At 57.9% G+C, this 19,489-nt stretch carries 12 protein-coding genes, 1 tRNA gene and 12 pseudogenes; 7 read left to right on the top strand and 18 right to left on the bottom strand.

The window, feature by feature from the left end; translation table 11 throughout:
- The first annotated feature begins 16 nt into the window (after positions 1-16).
- Together MLPF_RS07530 and MLPF_RS07525 are read left to right on the top strand one after the other, a co-directional pair.
- Positions 17-319, top strand: a complete 303-nt coding sequence (locus tag MLPF_RS07530; RefSeq protein WP_050039039.1) for a WXG100 family type VII secretion target — start codon at positions 17-19, stop codon at positions 317-319.
- A gap of 51 nt (positions 320-370) precedes the next feature.
- A pseudogene (locus MLPF_RS07525) lies at positions 371-454 on the top strand (type VII secretion protein EsxI); the annotation flags it as partial.
- A 38-nt stretch (positions 455-492) separates the two neighbouring features.
- Here the strand turns inward: MLPF_RS07525 and MLPF_RS07520 are convergent.
- The 8 genes and pseudogenes from MLPF_RS07520 to MLPF_RS07485 all read right to left on the bottom strand — a co-directional run.
- Positions 493-1,101 (bottom strand): annotated as a pseudogene (locus tag MLPF_RS07520) (acyl-CoA dehydrogenase family protein); the annotation flags it as partial.
- A gap of 43 nt (positions 1,102-1,144) precedes the next feature.
- Positions 1,145-2,185 (bottom strand): annotated as a pseudogene (locus MLPF_RS17375) (acyl-CoA dehydrogenase family protein).
- A 420-nt stretch (positions 2,186-2,605) separates the two neighbouring features.
- Positions 2,606-3,199: pseudogene (locus tag MLPF_RS17370) on the bottom strand (FCD domain-containing protein).
- Between the two features lie 6 nt (positions 3,200-3,205).
- Positions 3,206-4,418, bottom strand: a pseudogene (locus MLPF_RS07505) (acyl-CoA dehydrogenase family protein).
- 42 nt (positions 4,419-4,460) lie between these two features.
- A pseudogene (locus tag MLPF_RS16240) lies at positions 4,461-5,619 on the bottom strand (CoA transferase).
- A pseudogene (locus MLPF_RS07495) lies at positions 5,616-5,846 on the bottom strand (acetyl-CoA C-acyltransferase); the annotation flags it as partial. The pseudogenes MLPF_RS16240 and MLPF_RS07495, both read right to left, overlap by 4 nt.
- A 48-nt stretch (positions 5,847-5,894) precedes the next feature.
- Positions 5,895-6,388: pseudogene (locus MLPF_RS07490) on the bottom strand (SDR family oxidoreductase); the annotation flags it as partial.
- A gap of 786 nt (positions 6,389-7,174) precedes the next feature.
- A tRNA-Leu gene (locus MLPF_RS07485) sits at positions 7,175-7,257 on the bottom strand.
- A gap of 858 nt (positions 7,258-8,115) precedes the next feature.
- Here MLPF_RS07485 and MLPF_RS07480 point away from each other — a divergent pair.
- Together MLPF_RS07480 and MLPF_RS07475 are read left to right on the top strand one after the other, a co-directional pair.
- Positions 8,116-8,496: a hypothetical protein gene (locus MLPF_RS07480; RefSeq protein WP_045842967.1), complete on the top strand. Its 381-nt coding sequence runs from the start codon at positions 8,116-8,118 to the stop codon at positions 8,494-8,496.
- Complete coding sequence (locus MLPF_RS07475; protein ID WP_045842964.1) at positions 8,493-8,855, top strand: DUF3817 domain-containing protein; 363 nt, start codon at positions 8,493-8,495, stop codon at positions 8,853-8,855. The genes MLPF_RS07480 and MLPF_RS07475 overlap by 4 nt, the downstream gene beginning before the upstream one ends.
- A 38-nt stretch (positions 8,856-8,893) precedes the next feature.
- Here the strand turns inward: MLPF_RS07475 and MLPF_RS07470 are convergent, their stop codons facing one another.
- The 10 genes and pseudogenes from MLPF_RS07470 to clpS form a co-directional block, all read right to left on the bottom strand.
- Positions 8,894-9,520 (bottom strand): non-canonical purine NTP pyrophosphatase, encoded by a 627-nt coding sequence (locus tag MLPF_RS07470; RefSeq protein WP_156147063.1) that lies wholly within the window; start codon positions 9,518-9,520, stop codon positions 8,894-8,896.
- A gap of 69 nt (positions 9,521-9,589) precedes the next feature.
- Positions 9,590-10,373: pseudogene (gene rph, locus MLPF_RS07465) on the bottom strand (ribonuclease PH).
- Between the two features lie 88 nt (positions 10,374-10,461).
- On the bottom strand, positions 10,462-11,244 hold the full coding sequence (locus MLPF_RS07460; RefSeq protein WP_045842963.1) for a cyclic nucleotide-degrading phosphodiesterase: 783 nt from the start codon (positions 11,242-11,244) through the stop codon (positions 10,462-10,464).
- Between the two features lie 72 nt (positions 11,245-11,316).
- Positions 11,317-12,135, bottom strand: a complete 819-nt coding sequence (murI, locus tag MLPF_RS07455; protein WP_045842962.1) for a glutamate racemase — start codon at positions 12,133-12,135, stop codon at positions 11,317-11,319.
- Positions 12,132-12,812 carry a rhomboid family protein gene (locus MLPF_RS07450; protein ID WP_156147062.1) on the bottom strand — a complete coding sequence of 227 codons (681 nt, stop codon included), beginning with the start codon at positions 12,810-12,812 and terminating at the stop codon, positions 12,132-12,134. The genes murI and MLPF_RS07450 overlap by 4 nt, the downstream gene beginning before the upstream one ends.
- Before the next feature lie 129 nt (positions 12,813-12,941).
- A pseudogene (locus MLPF_RS07445) lies at positions 12,942-13,931 on the bottom strand (pyridoxal-phosphate dependent enzyme).
- A gap of 7 nt (positions 13,932-13,938) precedes the next feature.
- A pseudogene (locus MLPF_RS07440) lies at positions 13,939-14,040 on the bottom strand (molybdopterin synthase sulfur carrier subunit); the annotation flags it as partial.
- 538 nt (positions 14,041-14,578) lie between these two features.
- Entirely contained in the window at positions 14,579-15,646 is a 1,068-nt protein-coding gene (locus tag MLPF_RS07430) for a P1 family peptidase (protein WP_045842965.1), read from the bottom strand.
- Positions 15,647-15,666: 20 nt separating this feature from the next.
- Positions 15,667-16,254 (bottom strand): oxidative stress transcriptional regulator AosR, encoded by a 588-nt coding sequence (gene aosR / locus MLPF_RS07425; protein WP_050039064.1) that lies wholly within the window; start codon positions 16,252-16,254, stop codon positions 15,667-15,669.
- A 27-nt stretch (positions 16,255-16,281) separates the two neighbouring features.
- Positions 16,282-16,599, bottom strand: coding sequence for an ATP-dependent Clp protease adapter ClpS (gene clpS / locus MLPF_RS07420; RefSeq protein WP_045842947.1), 318 nt, complete (start codon positions 16,597-16,599; stop codon positions 16,282-16,284).
- Positions 16,600-16,692: 93 nt separating this feature from the next.
- Here clpS and MLPF_RS17365 point away from each other — a divergent pair.
- The 3 genes and pseudogenes from MLPF_RS17365 to MLPF_RS15765 all read left to right on the top strand — a co-directional run bounded on the left by MLPF_RS17365 (position 16,693) and on the right by MLPF_RS15765 (position 19,315).
- A pseudogene (locus MLPF_RS17365) lies at positions 16,693-17,928 on the top strand (beta/alpha barrel domain-containing protein).
- A 597-nt stretch (positions 17,929-18,525) separates the two neighbouring features.
- The gene (locus MLPF_RS07405; protein WP_052696443.1) at positions 18,526-18,765 is read left to right on the top strand and encodes a hypothetical protein; all 240 of its coding nucleotides are present in this window, start codon (positions 18,526-18,528) and stop codon (positions 18,763-18,765) included.
- Positions 18,766-19,183: 418 nt separating this feature from the next.
- The gene (locus tag MLPF_RS15765; protein WP_272946103.1) at positions 19,184-19,315 is read left to right on the top strand and encodes a hypothetical protein; all 132 of its coding nucleotides are present in this window, start codon (positions 19,184-19,186) and stop codon (positions 19,313-19,315) included.
- Positions 19,316-19,489: the final 174 nt, after the last annotated feature.

The raw sequence follows: 19,489 nt of genomic DNA, 5'->3' as shown, positions 1-19,489 counted from the left end.
TGGAGGAGATAAAAGCATGACAATTGCACGTTTTATGACCGACCCACAGGCGATGCGGGACATGGCGCACAAATTTGACATGCACGCCCAGAACGTGCGAGACGAGTCCCACAAGATGTTCATGTCCTCGATGGACATCGCTGGTGCGGGCTGGAGTGGGACCGCCCAGTTGACCTCCCACGACACCATGGAGCAGATGAATCAAGCGTTTCGCAACATTGTGACCCGGCTGGAGGACGTGCGTGACCAGCTGGGTACCGCCGCCGATCGCTACGAGCACCAAGAAGAGACCTCGAAGCAGATCCTTTCTGGCAGCTAGTTTCGAAAACTGCTGCTAATCAATAATTTCAATGCAGGAGGAGACAAAATAATGGGAAACATTAACTACCAGTTTGGGGAGATCGACGCGCATGGTGCCACCATCCGCGCTCAAGCGGTTGCGTTGGAGGCCACCTCGGCTATATAGCTGACCTGAATGCATCATGATTTACAGATGCCCTGAATGTCGCTGCCCAGCAAGTCTTGCAGCACTAGAAACTATGGTGAAACTCTAGTGTTTTGTTGCATCCAGGGGTGGTGTTGGTGGCCAGGAAAACTATAAGAGCAGTTGTGCGCGCCAATGGTCAACATCTTCGATCAGTTAATCAGCCAGCTACCAACATCACGTACCGCGCAGGTCTCGCAGATGGCAACATCCGCGCTGCCTTCGGGCTCAGTATAGCCGAGGCACATCCGGTTCTGGCCGCTGAAAACTCCAGGTAACACCTCGGCATGAAGCTCGACCGAGCAGAACTTCACCACCAACAGCGCCACCATGACGGTAGTCTCCCAAGTCACCCACGACACGTGGGCCCGAGCACTATCTCTAACTCCCAAATACGTTGCCGAATCTGGCTGAATCCGCTGTCCGATGCCGGCTGCCATTCCGCGGCCAGGTACTCCGCAGTGCCGAACGCCAGATTCAGACCCTTCATCGAAGTTGTCTCCTGTCTCGTGATCTTGACGCCTGACTTCTTTGATCACGTATGCGACGATAAATCTTCGCGTTTCGTCGTGGAAGGCGGTGTCTTCGTCGGACAGCTGGATCTGGGAAAAATCCATAGCGAAGCTCCTTCCCGAAACCAGTACGGTAAGTAACGCGCTCTCACGGGCGGGGCCACAATCTCGGCAATCCGCTGGGCGCTGAAAACCCTGGATCACTGCCCGCTAACGGCTCTCTCCGGGGCGCACCAGGTCGGTATGTAGGCCGTTCCACAGCGGCTTCCGCCAAAAATTCCAAGCCGCCTTGGATATGGACCACCATCGTCGCCGCCCTAGCGGCCTCCTCGACCATGAGCGCGAACGCCGACAACGGCCCCCCAAACTCTGGTCATTCGTCAGGTTGGTTGTCTAAGGACCAAGAGGCATTCCGGGCCAGATTACGGCTGCTTTGGACGGTAATTGTTTATATCCGCTCATGGATACGAAATGGCTTGCAGCGTGGCGATAGGAACCCCCGGCGGGTAGCAATTTCTTAGTGAATTCCGTCGCGATGGTCATCCATCTCCTCGACCAAACCCATCAGCGCAGCGGCGGTCAGCAGTCACCATTCATCGAACGCTCGTTCGTAATTTACCGACTCATCGGTACCGCGGGCTAAAACCGTCCGAAGGTCGGCAGCTTAGGAGTCCACCCACGCCATGGGCAGCCGGCCGATATTATCGACCTTCACCAGTCGGGTGGCGGACGTCAGGCCCACAATCTGATCACCATCGCAGAAAGTGAAATAATAGGCAATAAATCACTTTAGAAGCAAGCAGATTCTGTGGGGATCATGCGATCCGCATATCGAGGGGGGCGAGCCGTGCTCCGTTGACAACACCGCTCCTGTCGACGCTCAGGCGTGCCATCAGCCGCGCGGTGTACACATGATCGATCCACGGAACCTGCGTAAGCGACCGGCCGATTCTCTCAGCCACCAAGATAAGATAAGCTAGGTTCACGCCGTCGTCGCTACAAGACTCGGGTAGTGCTATCGTCGTGACACCTATCATGCATAACTTCTCCCACACAAGTTTTTGTATAAGAAGAATAATTCTGCGGCACAAACCTTTTCGATCGAGCAACAGGTATTGAAAAATCTCTTGTAGAAGTTTTGCCGGTCTACGTGGTCGTTGGACAGTGTGTGCAACTCGAAGTGATCCATAATCAATGCTCTTGTCCAAAGAAAAATTCCTGCGCATTGTTGTAGAGATAGTTATCGGGAACCTCTACGGGTAGATTCAGTACGCACGCTTCGGGTAGCACGCGTATCTTGTTCAATACTGGACAATCCGACACGAAGATCACCTTGTTCAGCCTGAGTATTAGCGTCATGTAGTGAAAAACTTTATCCAACAATCATTTTGATGTACCTAAGCGCTAATCGGATAGCGATGTCCCATCAGGGATCGGCTACTTTCTATCATGTACAGCCACATTTAGGACAACCGTATGCACATCCGGTCGAGATGCATGGAACGATGCACTTTTCCGGGGGATCGGCTTGGGGATATACGGTGTTGAATCAACCGGTCAACACGGGCGAGCCAAGGAGACCGCGGCTCGTTAATACACATTAAAACCCTCAAATCACCTTATTGCGCCGACGCTGCCGAGATGGCGGACAGTTCGCTTCAGCAAGCACAGCACACGCGACAAGGTGGTCAATCGACGGAATAGCCTCGGCAGCAAGATTTCGCCATTGCAGCCCGGAAGACCTTGTCGTCATGTTTTCTTGAGTGCAGACAAGACCAGCTGATGGTACCTAGTTCGACTGGTCAGGCCAGCTCCCGATCGTAGGGAACACCGACTCAGGCCCGTAGCGGGTAATCTGTGACATCAGCTGAGCGAAAACTTTGGCGAGTCCATCGCAACATTGATGTCCCGATGAAAATCGTTCTTGAGAAGAACCTTTCGCTCGTCGCCGGTGCCAGTAGAAGCGTCTTCCAGTTGTTCCTGGATATGTTTAAGTTCCAGCAGTTGGCTGTCGGTGACGTTAGCCGCGGCGCCGCTGCTAAGCAAGCAAACCATGCGCTTTTAGAATAAACAGCATTTCACAACCGGTTTGACGTGTATCCCTCAATCCGCTGGTCAATTGGTCCGGACTAATAGATTGTTCTGCGAATTAGGTACAACCGAAGATCCTCTTGCGGACAAACCGCGAAACGTCCTCGGACAGTTGAGGTCAAGGACCTGAGTCAAGAACAGGAACCGGTAACACACGATTCTCTCCGATAATCCGCTTGCTGACTATGGACTTCTGGATTTCGCTGGTTCCTTGACCGATGAGCAGGAACGAAGCGTCGCGCATCAGCGAATCGATCTCGTAGTCCTTGGAGTAAGCGTAAACACCGTGCATCCGGACGCTCTGCTGGGTGACTTCGAAACAGAATTCGCTGGCAAGGTATTTAGCCACACCAGCAGCTAAGTCGTTGCTCAAACAAATCTTTCAACTGTGCCACGTTGACCATCATCAGATTGTACGGCTTTGACTTTGATCGCCATTTAGGCGAGCGGTAACACGATGTTCTGGTGCTCTGCGACCGGCTTGCCGAAGGTATGACGCTACTAAGTAGTAATAGCAATGCACCACGAGTTCGAAGGCACGAATGCTGACGCCACACGCTCTTGTCGACACGTTGACGCGGCCGACTTCGATACTGCCCATCTTCTGGAAGAATCCCCACCCCGGGGAGCCGCCACGGATGTCATCGATGCTTGCTAGGTAGCTATCGAAGATGGGTTCCGTGGTGTCCATGCCCTTATAGCCCAGCTCGCCGATCTTGCCGGAGATAGTTAGCACAGACATCACTTCAACCGAAACGGTTGGCTTTTCTACAAGAAACGCAGTGAGGTTGCGGTGCTGCCTCTCGGCGTTTTCGTCAGGGCACACTAATACGGCAACCAGCGTGGAATTAGCGCCGTTAGTCAACCACATACTCTGGCCGTTATATGGTGTAGGTGCCATCCGGGTTACCCCCGCCCAGGTTCGGATCGAAGCTACATCAGAAGCCGGCTCCGGCTCTGACATTGAAAACGCACCTCGGTACTCGCCGGTCGCCATGCACGCGGCTGGAAAAGCTGCTTCTGAGCCTTGGGTGCCGTGCTGGCGCAACAGGTACACCGCAATAAATGAGTTTAAGCACCCTGGAAGACATGCATCCTGCCGCACGCCAGCTCCTCAACGGACACAACGCGTAAGTCAATAATGGCTCCCCCAGGAAGACGTAGGTCGGCGTAATCATCAATCCGAACAAGACCCATATCCCTCATCCGATCGATGATGTCCTGGAGATAGGTGTCACTGCATTCCAGTTACAGCGCGTTGAGAATGACTTCCTCGCCGACGAATTTTCTTACCGTAAGTATAACCTAACCTCGGCTTGACATTCACCCAGCCCGAGCGTCTGAGGGGTTTGGGTCGTCTGCGCTCTCGTTCCCTATCCCGCGGCCCAGCCAACGATCGTTTTAGTGTTTATTAAGCGCGTGATGTCGGCGGTAGTTAAGCCAAACAGTTGGTGGGTACATCAGCGGTATATTATCCGGGAACGGACACGCTAACAGGATGAGTACCGTCGAACGCGGTCGACGTCTCTGGGACGAAAATACTCTCCAACACCGGGCTGACGTAACCGAGAGAACAACAGATTGAAAGTTACCTGTCGTCATTGGCAACCTTTACGAACGTGCAGTATCGCTCAAACAAAACGTGTGGTTGCAACAACACGACCTAATGATATCGTAGGCAATCTGACTAGCGTGACGAGGTGGCGAACAATCGAAAGAGCATTTCACGATACCGATACCTTCGTCGTCGAAGTCAACACGGAGCATCGCGACAAGCGCAGCCACCGCTAGCCCGGTTCCCGTTACCTCAACTAAGTCGCGAAAACGCCACCCGGTCAACGCGACAATTATGAACGCTGTCCCATCACGACTGATGCAATCATGACCTTACTAGCCATAGATAGCGTTACCGAAACGCGGGCGTTGCGTCCTCAGTCAACAACCCGAAGTGTCTCGCCGTGGCCAGTGCGACGTCCTCCAGTGCCACGCTGATGCGTGACCACTCACCCCAGACTGGTCACGGCGGCGGACAGTGACCACGACTGCCAGCACAGCGCAGATGCCACAACAGATATCCCCAGGCCGGAAACACATAGCCGATGACGAGCGGGAATCCGACACGCGCGTTCACGGTGTAATCCACGCCGGTGGCACCGCCGCCGCACCTAAGCAGCTGAACATGAACAACATCGGCAAACCTGGCAGCCAAGCGATCATGGCTTAGCCAGGACAAACCGACGGCATTGGTCACGACGACACCGTACTCTCGACAACCAGCCGCTGGACCAGCTTACCCTTCGGCCGAACGAGATCGATCATGTCCGAACGCTTTCCTTTTGTCCAGACCAGCAGATAGACGTACCGTCCGCCGTCATCGGCCAGCGATGTACATAGGAGGTATCGCTGATCCGATCGATACAGATCACCTGCACGCCAAGCTAACTCGGTATTAGAGCACACAGCGGTGCGAAGACAAAAACTTGACACCCCAACAACACTGACACCGACCAGCGACAACCCAGAGCCACTCATGTCGACACAACCCGTTCGAAAACCGCGACAAGCCCCTGGTTGCCGCCGATACACATCACCTCCAACCCAGAACATTCCTGGCTGCGATCGAGTTAGTGCATCAAGGTAGGTAGCACCTTGCCACCGGTCGCACCCACGGGGTGACCTAGTGAGATTTCCGAACCGTGCACATTGGTTCGGTCCCGTTCGACAGCAACGAAATTCCACTGTCGCATCACCGCAACTGCTTACTCGAGCTCACCAATAACAGCTTGGCCCATAACCACTCTCTGGCGTCAGATGCTTAGACCGCCAGTGACTTCCATAACGGTTCCGGTCATGTACAACGACAGATCGAAAATAAAAAAACAGAGCGGAGTTGGCCACTTCGCGAAGCCCCCAGCGCACCTCACCGTAACCTCCGCCACCTTAGCGTCCCCAACACGTTGCGGCATTGCTTCGGTCATAATTGAACGGATCGACCCAGGAGCGATCGCGTTCACCCGAACACCTAAGATCAGGCAAGCTGTTTAGCCGCCGCCTTAGTCATCACCACGACCCCAGCCTTGGTCGCCGAATAATTGGCCTAACCAACCATGCCAGACACCAACGACATATTCACAATTATGCCAAGTGTTGTCCCGCATGATCGTTGCCGCCATCCTGGGACCGTTTCAAGTCCACCTTCAGGGTGCACCACAATGACCGCGTCGAACTGCTCTTTGGTCATCTTGCATATCTTCGCATCGCGAATGATCCCGACGGTATCAGCCACGATGTCCACTCCACCTAACCACTATATGCTCTTCAGGGAGCGCTCAACCAAATAGCATGTAAGATTCCGGCAGAACTGAGGATTCAAAGCCGGGCTGACGTCAACGAGAAGCGTCGGCCAATAACCACCGCCGAAGTCTTCAGAATCAATTTCTGGCGAGGATTTCCAGCAGATCCGCTCCCCAGGCACACAGCGCTTTGTGCGCACCGCTGACTTACGTCGAAAACGACGGTCCCATCAGGGACACCACGACCAAAGTTCTGGCGGATTCGAGAAAAATCGTCTTCGCCTAACGCCTCGTCAGCTGATAGGTCATCCCAGCCGTGCACATCCGGCCGACTATCCTGCTCAAGAACCCGTTCTTCACCCTAGTTTCCGCGCGCTCAGTCCAGGAAAGCGGCCAACTGCCCCTACACGTTCGTAACCAGCCGCACTTCGCCCGTCGCATGCAGCGACGTCGTCACCACGGTAGCTGTGTGTACCCCACGAATCATCTTGGCGTGGTCTATGAATTGACTGGCCGGCGACGCTGGACATAGATTGAACTGGCCGAACAATACACACAAGCCCTGGGCCTACCCATCAGCACCGTTTAGCCATCCGACAACTAGCGGCTAGCGGTTCTTGATAAGCTAAGGTTGGCCTCGATGTCGGACAACACATCGCCACTATGGCCAGACTGCCCCGTGAAGGCCGCTATCACCGCTCAACCTACGATGTCGAAAACACCACCGGCCATCCTGCATAGACGGTGCAGCTCTACGTGGAACAACACCACGAACTGTTCTTCATCTGATAGAGTGCGGGCGGAGGGAGTCGAACCCTCACGCTCTTTCGAGCACCGGCACCTAAAGCCGGCATGTCTGCCATTCCATCACGCCCGCGAGCCTGCCGATAGTACCGCTCCGCTCGCCGACGGACCCGTAGACGGTCCCTCTTATCTTGGGTCCATCAAGGCGATGCGAGGAACGCACAGATACGATCAGCACAATAATTCGAAGCCGTTCTGCTACTCGTCGCCGACGGCCTCAACAGCTGCGCGATAACCAGAAAGACCAACATACTCCGAAAGACCGTGTGGCCCTGGCAGTACCTCAGACCAATTCAAATAACGCGCCCGAGCACATCATCACCCTGCGATATTGACCATTACTTCAACACCCTCCCACTAACTACGTACTGCTATCTCCTCAGTACCCAATCTCAGCGATGGCTGCATTTCACGGAGCGGCCGTGTACTAGCGTCTAAGGATCACTCTTGACGAAAATGCCCGGTGATCACCGACCGCTGCCGCCAGGCGATCAACCTCCTGATACCGAGGCAATGACTGACGATGCTACGTCATTCCGACGATTGTATCGAGGTTTCAGTACACTAAAACTATTAAAGTGCTAGCCATGTCTGCTGCCCCGGCATAGTATCGGCAAGAAATACTTGAGATCGATTTGGTTGGAGCCGTGGCAGGAGCTGCTCGTCACTCAAGCAACGGAAGAATTAATTCGTGACTAATCGATAACTACGGGTGCCGTGTTGTCGTCAATAACCATAGCATCCGACGCGGGTAATACCACGTCTCGAGCCGATCGTACGGCGGCAGTGGAGTGCTCTGCGCAAGCGCTCGACAACCTCAGAATTCCGTGGACTCGTCCGGATAAATTATGCCGTCGCCATCTAACGCGAGACCGCAGTAGCTCGCCGCGATCAATTCGTCGGGCTCGAGTCGTAAATGTACCCTCAAGGGGTGTCCACTACACGTCGTCGGAGGCCCGCAGTGGTCGCTTTGGTGATCATTGCGGCCTGTAGCTTCCTGGCCCTGGGCTGGTGGCAGTGGACCAGGTTTCAGTCAGCCTCGGGTACCTTCCAGAACCTAGGATACGCATTCCAGTGGCCGCTGTTCGCCGGGTTCTGCTTCTACGCGTACCACAACTTCGTGCGCTACGAAGAGTCGTCCCCACAGCCACGGGATGTGGACTGCATAGCCGAAATTCCACCCGAACTGCTGCCCGCTCGCCCCAAGCCTGCGCAGCAGCCATATGACGACCCCACCCTTCGGGAGTACAACGCCTACCTGGCCGAGCTGGCGAAGCAAGACGCTGAAAAACAGAACAGGACCACAACATGATCAGACCCGAGACACCCCAAGCACCCGCTTTTCATGTTGATGAGAAAAGCCGCACCGCACTACTCGGCTACCGAATCATGGCGTGGACAACGGGTATCTGGCTCATCGCACTATGCTACGAGATCGTCTCACACCTCGCCTTCCACCACGAAATCCTGTGGATCGAAGTGGTGCACGGCTGGGTGTATTTCGTCTACGTGTTAACCGCGTTCAATCTCGCCGTCAAGGTTAGATGGCCGATCGGCAAAACGGTCAGTGTGCTGCTGGCCGGAACCGTCCCGCTGCTGGGCATCATCGTCGAGCATTTCCAAACCAAGGACATCAAAACGCGCTTCGAGCTTAGACACAGCCGAACGTGAAGCTGGCCCCCACACTCGGGCTCGCATCGCGGCCAGCTTCACGTTCGCGTGGCAAGAACACGCAGCGCAGGCATCAGCAACGTCAACGCACGGACGCGATGCGAGTCCGCATCCTTTTCCGCCGGGCTTAATTGAGCCACTGTGCGGCCTCCCAGGCCAGAACCATCAGGAATGAAGATCGAATCGTAGCCAAACCCACCGTAACCGCGCGGCTCCCTAGCGATCGTGCCCGGCCACACCCCTCTGACGACGACTTCGTCGGACTCCGAGACCAGCGCGCAGGCCGATACGAATGCCGCGCTGCGCCGCTCGTCAGGCACATCACACAATTGAGCCAGCAATAGCGCTGTATTCCCGGCGTCGTCGCCGTGACTACCCGACCAACGCGCTGACAACACCCCTGGCATGCCACCCAGCGCAACCGCCTCCAAACCCGAGTCGTCGGCCACACTCACCAAACCCGTTGCCGTAAAAGCATCGCGCGCCTTGGCCAGCGCGTTGTCCTCGAAAGTCGCGCCGACTTCCGGCGCCTCATCGAACGGCACCACGTCATTCAGCGATACCAGCGTCAACGTCGACAACCCGGCAATGTCGAGCACACGACGCAATTCTGCCAGTTTCTTCCAGTTGCGGCTAGCAACCAATAACTTGGTCACAAGCACCACCCTCTCGCCGCTTCACGTCTGGAAGACACCCCCACCTAATCACTCCGATCTGAATCGTCGCCGGCGCGCTCAGCTGCCGAACGCTTTAGGCGGTGGAGGTCGGTCCCTCAGGCAACACACCCTGATACGGCAGCGCCAACGCACCCCGCTGTGCGGCGAATAACTTGTCACAAGCACCCAGTGCCATATCAAGCAGCTTGTCCAGCGTCGAACGCGGGAACGTGGCGCTTTCACCGGTCCCTTGAATCTCCACCAACGTCCCGGTGTCGGTCGCGATGACGTTCATGTCAACTTCGGCCCGCGAGTCTTCCTCATAGGGCAGATCCACCCGAATCCTGCCATCGACCACGCCGACGCTAACCGCGGCGATAGCACACGATAACGGCCTGGGATCTAATAGCCTGCCTGCCACCGACAGGTAAGTCACTGCGTCGGCCAATGCCACGTAAGCGCCGGTAACAGCGGCGGTGCGAGTGCCACCGTCGGCTTGCAACACGTCGCAGTCGACGGCAATGGTGTTTTCCCCGAGCGCCGCCAGATCGATGCACGCCCGCAATGACCGCCCGATCAACCGGCTAATCTCTTGCGTACGCCCGCTAAGCCGACCTTTCACCGATTCGCGTTCCGAACGAGTATGGGTGGCTGACGGCAGCATCGCGTACTCAGCGGTGAGCCACCCCTTACCCGATCCCTTACGCCAGCGTGGCACTCCCTCGGTGACGCTGGCGGTGCACATGACTTTTGTGTGACCGAATTCGATGAGCACCGAACCTGCCGGATGTTCGGTGAACCCGCGGGTGATGACCACTGCGCGAAGTTCATCATCAAGGCGACCGTCTGCTCGTGTGGACACGCAGCAACCCTAGCCCGCCGAAGATGCGAACCGTCACGGGTACGCACAAGAAGCAGGCAAGCAACCTGTGACAAGCCCGTAAGCCAGATCAGACTCGTTCGGGAGCTTGGACATCGAAGGTCTCACCGGACACCACCGCGTGCACCGGACCATCGAACTCCGCTTTGGCCTCACTGATAACATCCTCACGTGACGTCCACGGCGGGATATGCGTCAGCAGCAGCTCGCGAACACCCGCGTGTGCCGCCGCCCTGCCAGCCTCGGTGCCCGACAGATGCAGATTCGGCGGCCTGTCCGGCGAGTGCGTCCACGACGCTTCGCAGAGGAAGACATCCGCGTCCCGAGCCAATTCGACAAGCTGGTCGCAGCTACCGGTGTCGCCGCTGTAGACCAAAGACGCGCCGCTGGGATCGATGATACGCAAGCCGTAGGACTCCGTCGGATGAGCCACCAGCCGCGGTATTATCGTAAGCGCTCCCAGGGTCACCGGTTCGCCGTCGACCCAATGACGGATGTCGAAGATATCAGAGCAATCGTCGATCTCGCCAGCGTACGGCGATGACGCCGCCCCCAACCGCAACCAGGTATCGCCCGGGCCGTATAACAACGCCTTGCCCACCGGGCGCATCGGGTGATAGCGACGCCACACGAACAGTCCTGGCATGTCCAAGCAATGATCAGCGTGCAGATGTGACAACAGCACATACACCGAGCCGGGATCCGCGTGCCGTTGCAGCTCACCGAGCACTCCCCCGCCAAAGTCAAGAACCAGCGGCGGGGTGTCCGAGGCTCGTAGCAGATAACCCGACGCAGGCGAATCCGGCCCCACGACACTGCCGGAGCAGCCTAGCACGGTTATGCGCACGGTCACTACTGTGCCATGCCCAATACCGGAATGAGGAAAACATTGCCCATTAAGGTGATCAGAATCTCTTACACCCATTTAATGGACACGAGAATGAAGTCGCACCGGTTGAACGCCGCTCACCGCGGGACCGAGAAATCGCGCAGCCAGCTGAATGAACACTTCGGGGTCACCGGTAGCTTCGAAAACCCGGTTAGCGGGCGGCGCGTCATGTCGACGCAACAGGTCCCTTTCGGTGAGCACCCGCAGCACTTCCTTGGCGGTCTCCTCGGCGCTGGAGACCAGCGTGACGTTTTCACCCATCGCCAGTTGAATCAGTCCGGACAGCAGTGGGTAGTGCGTGCAACCCAACACCAGTGTGTCGACCCCGGCACGCTGCAGCGGCTCCAGATAGCCTTCAGCCAGTCCGAGCACCTGACGACCGCTGGTCACACCGCACTCGACGAAGTCGACAAAGCGCGGGCACGCCACCGCGGTGATCTCGGTGTCGCGGGCAGCAGCGAACGCGTCTTGGTACGCGCGCGAGGCTATGGTGGCCCGAGTGCCGATGACCCCAATGCGGCCGTTGCGGGTGGCGGCAACTGCGCGGCGTACTGCAGGCAAAATGACCTCGACTACGGGCACATCGTAGCGCTCACGAGCGTCGCGCAGGCACGCCGCAGACGCCGTGTTGCATGCAATCACCAGGACTTTTACGCCTCGGCCGACCAGGTCGTCACTGATAGCCAGCGCGTGCGCACGAATCTCAGGGATGGAGAGCGGTCCGTACGGGCCGTTGCCAGTGTCGCCCACATACACAATATCTTCGTCAGGCAGCTGGTCGATGATCGCCCGCGCGACCGTCAATCCACCGACGCCGGAGTCAAAGACCCCGACGGGCAACAGCGACGAGCTCATGTCTTCAGGCGCGGCGAACCGGTGCCGGCTTTTTTGAGCGCGCGAGTCTTACGTTCCGGCGCAGACAACAAATATGCGGCCACGACACCTGCGATCGAGCCGCACAAATGACCCTGCCACGAAACACCACCGCATCTGCCGAGCACCGGCATGGCACCCAACAGCACACCGCCGTATGCGAATAAGACCACGAGCCCGATGATGATGTCCCACCTCCTGCGGACGAACAGCCCGAACACCAGTAGGAAGGCCAGCCAGCCGAAGATCAGACCAGAGAACCCGATGTGATCGGTCGGGCCGCAACTGCTGCCCACATTGCCGATAAGCCAGGTGGCGGAGCCTCCAAAGAGCCATACCATCGCGGTGACCCAAATGAACCGGGACAATCCGGCTAGTGTCATCAGAAAACCAAGTACCAGAAGCGGGATTGTATTGGCCACGAGGTGTTGCCAGCTGGCATGCAGCACAGGCGCGAAGATGATCCCCCACAGGCCGTCAGTTTTCAACGGCCTAATCCCATTAGCATCCAGGGAATGCCGCGTCAACTGATCAATCAACTCGACAAGGTAAAGAAACGCGATGACAGGGAGGATCGTCGCTCCGCCCGCCATCCACCGCGAACGCCTGTTTGTCTCGGTCGCCGGTTTATGGACCAGATTTTTCGCTGGCTGGGTCATGAGCGTCGATCCTCTCCCACAGGCGGATGGTGCGCCCACCTCATCGCCTCCTTGTACCAGTCGCCGTTTGGGGTCATGGAGCGTCGCTCTTCTCATCGCTTCGCTCTGCATCGTCGCCGGCACGGGGGGTCATGCCCACAACTGCAACTGCCAGTCCAGGGCATTCTCAGCCTCATCCCCAGGCTACTGGTGTAGGCGCCGGTGGACCGATACTTCCAGCCGACGTCGGCAACCACCAACGCGATGTCAGCGTATTCACCAACCGCTAGCACCACGGATTCCATCGCGAAAGGGGCACACAGCACCGGGTCGGTTGAAAAGTCAGCAAAGATGCCTTCGAAATCCAACAGTTCTCAGGTACGACACACAGCGTCGGCGGCGCGCACCGCGTATAAGATAGTCAGCACATCCGGGTCACATCGCTCGGGAACAAATCCTTCATCAATGTTTCTCAGCGCATATACTCCTTCACCGTAGCAGGGTTCGGCGGCCACGATCTTGACGCCGGGCACATACTCATGCAAAGATCGAATAATACCCATCGTTTGCCTGTGTCGCCTAAGGCCGGCGACGTAATCCGTGATCTCGGGCAGGTCGAGAAGCAGCTCGGATCGGTGCCGCAGTAGTGCGAGTCGATGTTGGCCGGGTTGCCGTACTAATCCAGCATCCTCCAAGATGAATTGGCGGCGGCCAGCCTCTCTGGCGGTGTCTACTGCAATGTGAATCTGCCCCTCTGCTGGCGAGAAAACGATCTACAGCAACCGTAGGGCTCTAGCCAATCGTATGGCGCTCGATCGACGTGTTATCGGGCATCACACCGATCAGCTGGTCACCCTTGAGGCGAGCTGCCGTCGCCAGTGATATATCGATGTTACCACTAGTAGGCTCAAAGATAGTCGCACCCGACGCCAGCAGCCCGTCGACCCCAGCCTGCCAGATCATCCGCAGCGCCGGCAGGTACTTAGCCGACCCGGTAAAGTTGCTCTCTTAAAGCTTCGCCCACAGCCACACATTCGGCTCGTGCGCCCCACCCCGGACTCATGGTGACGGCAGCCGTGGCGACCCAACCGGTGGTGTATTGCCCAAAGCTTGCAACAACGAAATCGTATAGCGTCGTATGCTCCGCTCACCCACCTGCCACTACGAGCAAGACCAAGACGGTGACCGAATCGCCGTCGGCTACCACAGTGTACAAGCCGCCGAAAAACCGCACGTTCTCGTCGTTGACATCAAGATACGCACTTCTGGACACCGGTGTGGGGCTGCAGGGTAGTCGAGATAAAATACAGTGACGCTCATTACAGGCCTTTCTCGGACTCTTGGAGAACCTTTTTGGAGTCTATTCAGTACTTTCTGTACGCATAATGACGGCCCCGTCGGCGACAGCGGCACCGGAGCTTGGCAGCTCGCAACGGTCTGGGGGCAGGTGGACTACTAGTTACGTAGTGTACGTCCGGGTTCAGCGGCGAGGTTCACATCCGTACGGCTGGGATACCCCTAGATCTCAATATGCGAGTGATAGATAGCCATAGAGACGACGGCAACCTCACCTGCGTCCTCCATCGACCTCCACACGTGGAGCCGCTATTGCGCGTAAAATCAGTAGAGTGTTGGCGACCGTCCAGCGTTTACCATTGAGATGTGGCGCTTGGGGCAATCGAAACCCTCGAGACCGGCCAGCACACCACACACTTCCTTCGTCAGGATGGTCGCGACGCCCGTAGATTCACCATCGCCTCCACAGTTCAACACGAATCACCACCACGTCAACGATTGCTCCCTGCGCTTGTGGTCCCGAACGCTCCGGGAAACATGTCGCAGTAAGTCGGTATTCCAGCGACCGACTCGGCGGCCAGCACCGCAACCAGCACCGCACGAGCCAAACAGTCGTCCGCAGCCGCGCCGACCGCAGTGATCAGGCCCGCCTCCGGCGACATCGCGATGGGTACATCAGCTGTCGCTGCGGCATCGACCGCTCCGGTGGCGAGTGCGAACACCGTGTCGCCGTCCAGCGCAGTGTGCGCCGGACGGATAGTTCGGGCCAGACCGTCCTGAGCGGCTATTGCGACACGCCGACACGCCGCCGGACTCAGCGTGGCATCAGTCGCTACCACTCCGATCGTCGTGTTCAGCGCGCTCAACGGGGAGTTTAGCTGCGCAAACCCGGCGACCTGCTCAGGCGAAGGTGGCCGTAGATCGAACTCGTCGATCAGGTCCGTCATCCAGGGCAGACCAGTAGCGCGGTCGACGACATTGCCCACGGAGTTCACCACGACCACCGCGCCCACCGTCGGCCCCGACTCCAGTGTGATCGACGCGGTGCCGACGCCGCCCTTGAGCACGCCAGCGCACGCCCCCACTCCAGCACCCACCGTCCCGACAGCCACGGCGGCACCTTGGCCACCAACAGCGGCATCGCAGGCGGCTTGACAGGCCAAATAGCCAAATTCTGCCGTCGGTCGGCAGTGAAAGCCGCCAACTGACAAATCGAAAATCACCGCACCCGGCACGATGGGCACCACTCCGCCGTGCATCACCACGCCGCGCTCGTGTTCCTCCAGCCAGCGCATGACGCCGTCGGCAGCCGCCAGACCGTAGGCACTACCGCCGGCTAGCAGCACCGCATCAACGAACCGTACACTGTTAGCCGGATCAAGCAGATCGGTCTCCCGGGTGCCCGGCGCCCCACCCCGGCAATCGACCGCGCCAACCGTCCCGGGCGGTGTTAGCACGACAGTCACACCGCACGCCCAGCCCGCACCAAGGGACGCGTCAGGATCACGCCTGTGGTAGTGGCCAACCTGGATACCCGAAATGTCGGTGATGGAGTTCATCGGCGCTGCCATCAAGATCATCAGGTCGCCATCAGCGCCAAGACCAGGTATTCCTGCAACATCGTCAGCCACTGGTAGACTTCGAAGTGCACGGATAGAGGATGACCGGCCGGCACCCGTTCGGGTGCCGGCCGGTCAATCTTAAGCAGGACACCCAGTGCCAGTCGAAGGTCGTTAAAAGCAGCAATCCAGGCGTTCGCACTTTCTTCAGTTAGTTCCAGCCGACCACCACTTTCCGGAAGCGTATCCAACAACTGCTGTGCAGCAGAGCGTTTGGCATCGACGATCTCCGGTTCGTGCAGACTGCGCAACGCGGCGTTCAGGCTATTGACAGCATCGAGAGCTGCGGGATCTAACTGATCCTTGCCGTCCGGCATGTAGAAGTCTGGCAGCAGCCGACGCAGCGTCGGATCCCCCGGTCGCTGCGTATTCCCGGTTTTAATACCGGTTATTAACTCGAGTTCGTCTGGAGGCGAGGAAGATTCGCGCTCGTTGAGCAAACCGAGCATCGCGCCGACCAGGTGCTTAAGCAGGGCAGCCTCGTGCGGCGCCACGGCGGACCGAAAACGGGGACCGTTGTCAGTCTCAACACGCTTCCATTTGCGCACGGACGATCCTGAATATACCTTCGGCCCTCACCGGTCCTGCTGCATCGTCGCCCACAAACCGGCGGCATGCAGCTTGGACACGTCAACTTCCATGGACTCCCGACTGCCCACCGACACCACTGCCTTACCTTCATTATGAACCTGCAACATAAGCTTGGTGGCATGAGGCTCGCTGTAGCCGAACAATTTCTGAAACACATACGTCACGTACGTCATCAAGTTGACGGGGTCATCCCACACAATCGTGACCCATAGACAGGCCGATATGTCTACTGGAGCGGACTCGTGTTGCCAGGTTGTGTTCGGCTTCACCTTCGGCTCTATCGGAGCTAACGTAACAACCATGACCTACACGATACCGAGCCTGCGCTGACAGCCGTTACCGTTACGGGATGAACGACTTCGGTCTTAGACGGGCTGCTGACCGACAAATACAAGATGGACTACCTTGACCAGGCGGCATTACACGACGGCACCACTCACCAGCCGGACCACATCCGAAGCGTTCGCCTAGCTGACTCCCAGATAGTCGCCGTTAAAGGGTGACTACTGAAACCGGTCGATTGCTAGAAGCCTTGCCACAGTCGAGGTTCAACGAAGCCTGCCAGTGGCTGGCCTTATTCCTCGACCCCGACACATTGAACTATCTACGCGATTCCCGGTTCATCAGCGACATCAACGGGTACGCCAAGGGCGAACTCTAACTTTCCCGGGTCACCCATACCTATCGGTGCTCGGAACCTGCGCCGAGTGCGTGATGATCGAAACACCGGTGTTATCAATCTTCAACCACAACAGCGCGATCGCATTTGCGGCTGTCACATGGTCAGTACCTCCGGAGAACGCCCGCTGATTGAGATGGGATCGCGACATACCCACGAGCACGCCGCGGTCGCGGCGGCCCGCGCTGCCGATATCGTCGGCTTTATCCGCGACATTGAACCTCGAGTCCCAGCGACGCTACGGGCTACCGACAGACAACATCGCCGCCAACGCATTCACGATGTCGCACAGTCACAAAGACGCTCCACCCGAATTGACGGAACTCGCCACATTTCACGCCCAGGTCGACGCGTTGGGCATTGACACCGCGCTACTGGTGGACACCTACTACGTAACGACCGGCATGGCCAATGCAGTGGTCGCTGCTGGTCCCGACGGTGGGCGTGATCCACATCGATTCCGACACGCTGGCGGTGCTGACCTGTCAAGTGCGCAGACATAATATACAAAGCGGTCGAAATGGACGCAGCATGCCGGTACAGAAATGCAGTAGCCACAAGGAATCCCACAGGGGCCGCACTCGAGGCGCTACGTGTCCCGTGCCAGCGGAACCATAACCGCGGAAGTCGTCTATCCAGCGGGACGCGCACCCACCAGCACCGAACCGTGCCGGATGTCGACCATTCCATCTGGCCCGAGCCAAGCACGTCGTCGCTGACACCAATGGCGGCGCATCTGGCCGCGGCGCGCAAGCTTATGGTACCCAGGCTGCACAGCCTGCTGTGGGAGGGGCTGAAATTGGCGTACGGCGATCCCGACGCGGCAGATCTCAGCCTAAGCCAGTGTCAAACCTTTCGGTACCCGAGCTGCTGGCCAGCTTGGTGGTCGCAATCGCTGGCAGACACCGAAACGGCCAACTCGATCTGGCCATCGCAATCGCGTAAACCTTAGAAAACAGCGAGCACCTCTCGTCGTGCAGGCCGGCACCGGCAAGTCGTTGGCCTACTGAATTCCTGCGATAATTCGCACCGTCAGCGATGACACCGCGGTCGTCGTCTCGACAGTGACGATCTCATTGCAGCGTCGACTCGTCGATCGTGACCTGGCGCAACTGGCCGATTCGCTCGCTGACGCGCTACCCCACCGGCCGCAGTTCGCATTATTCACAGTCCTACGGGATACTTGCGCCTGAACCAAATCCATGGGAGTGTCGCAGGTCAGCCAGACATCGAGGAGTAACGGTCACAGGAAGAACTGTTCAAACCGACGGTAGCCACCGCTTTGCGCCGGGACATACAGCGGCTGACCGCATGGATGTCGACAACCGCCCGTGGTAACAAGTCAACGTTTTAGCACGAGAATGCCTGGGTGTGGCCCACTGACCGTTGAACTTGGAGTGCTTCTCCGAACGAGTACGTGACCGTACCGCTGTCGATATCGGGGTCATCAACCACGCGCTAATGGCGATCGACGAAGCACACGAAACCCATTGGCGGACCAGGTAGGTATCGGCTGCTCTCGGCGTTTACCACGCGGCGAACCACCCGATTGGTCTATCCCGAACTGACCCAACAGTTAGAGACGACAACAGCCGTCTTGGCCGACGTGATCCATGACACCCAAGTAACCACATCGACCACAACCTACCTGACCACCCTGCGCGACGCGGCCAATGAGGCACAGTCAGTCATCCACACCAGCCCCGCTGCGGCCGTGTCAGTGTGCGCCGAAACGCCGAAACAGTTGCGGCACCAAACGAAAGCCACGATACCGCATCACAAATCCTGACGTCTTTTGCACCCGCTATCCCCGATCGCACCGACGGAATCTGGCTGGATCACGAGAACAATCGGGGTGTGCAGCGTCCGGTGCTGCAGGGTGGCGCCGCTGTGGGTAGCCAGCTCGCTGCGCAACCAGGTGTTCGCCTGGCCAACAACCTCTGTAGTTCACATCGGCGACGCCGACAGTGGGGGTCCTTTGACGCAATAGCCACGGCATGAGTTCTGGCCGGATCAGAAGAAAGCGCCGACGACCCACCTAGCCCGGCGACGATACCAACCGCGCAGCGATGCGGCGAAGGCGCACAACCTGAAGTGGCACGGTCTCGACGTCGGATCGCCGTACCCACCACACCAAAGCGGGCATCCTCTACGTCGCTCCCCATCTCGCACTTCCGGGACGCGACGGCACCGACTCGGCCGAGTAGTTGACTGAAATCGCCGAACGCATCACCACTGCCGGCGGGGCGTACTCTAAGGCTATTTTCGTCGATGCGGACCGCCCGGTTTGCCGCCGAGGTCAGGCGCAAGCAGGCTACCCCAACAAGGGCTGTGTTTAGGGCTACAACGACGCCGATTCCAACATGGTCAAGAGTTCACTGCCAATGCGGCAACCTCCCTGTTCGGCACACTGTCGCTATAGCAAGATATCGGACGTGCCGGGGGCGTCGCTGGTGTTCACCGAACGTATTCCGTCACAATTCGCGCCCACCCAACATCGATCGACCGCTTCC

This window comes from Mycobacterium lepromatosis, from assembly GCF_000975265.2.
Taxonomy (GTDB): domain Bacteria; phylum Actinomycetota; class Actinomycetes; order Mycobacteriales; family Mycobacteriaceae; genus Mycobacterium; species Mycobacterium lepromatosis.
This window is presented reverse-complemented; position numbering and strand designations above follow the sequence as displayed.

What these genes read in the sequence shown, in the direction of transcription:
- MLPF_RS07530 (WP_050039039.1), top strand. Translation starts at nt 17, where the DNA reads ATGACAATTGCACGTTTTATGACCGACCCACAGGCGATGCGGGACATG.
- MLPF_RS07475 (WP_045842964.1), top strand. Translation starts at nt 8,493, where the DNA reads ATGATCAGACCCGAGACACCCCAAGCACCCGCTTTTCATGTTGATGAG.
- murI (WP_045842962.1), bottom strand. Translation starts at nt 12,135, where the DNA reads ATGAGCTCGTCGCTGTTGCCCGTCGGGGTCTTTGACTCCGGCGTCGGT.
- MLPF_RS07450 (WP_156147062.1), bottom strand. Translation starts at nt 12,812, where the DNA reads ATGACCCAGCCAGCGAAAAATCTGGTCCATAAACCGGCGACCGAGACA.
- MLPF_RS07430 (WP_045842965.1), bottom strand. Translation starts at nt 15,646, where the DNA reads ATGAACTCCATCACCGACATTTCGGGTATCCAGGTTGGCCACTACCAC.
- clpS (WP_045842947.1), bottom strand. Translation starts at nt 16,599, where the DNA reads ATGGTTGTTACGTTAGCTCCGATAGAGCCGAAGGTGAAGCCGAACACA.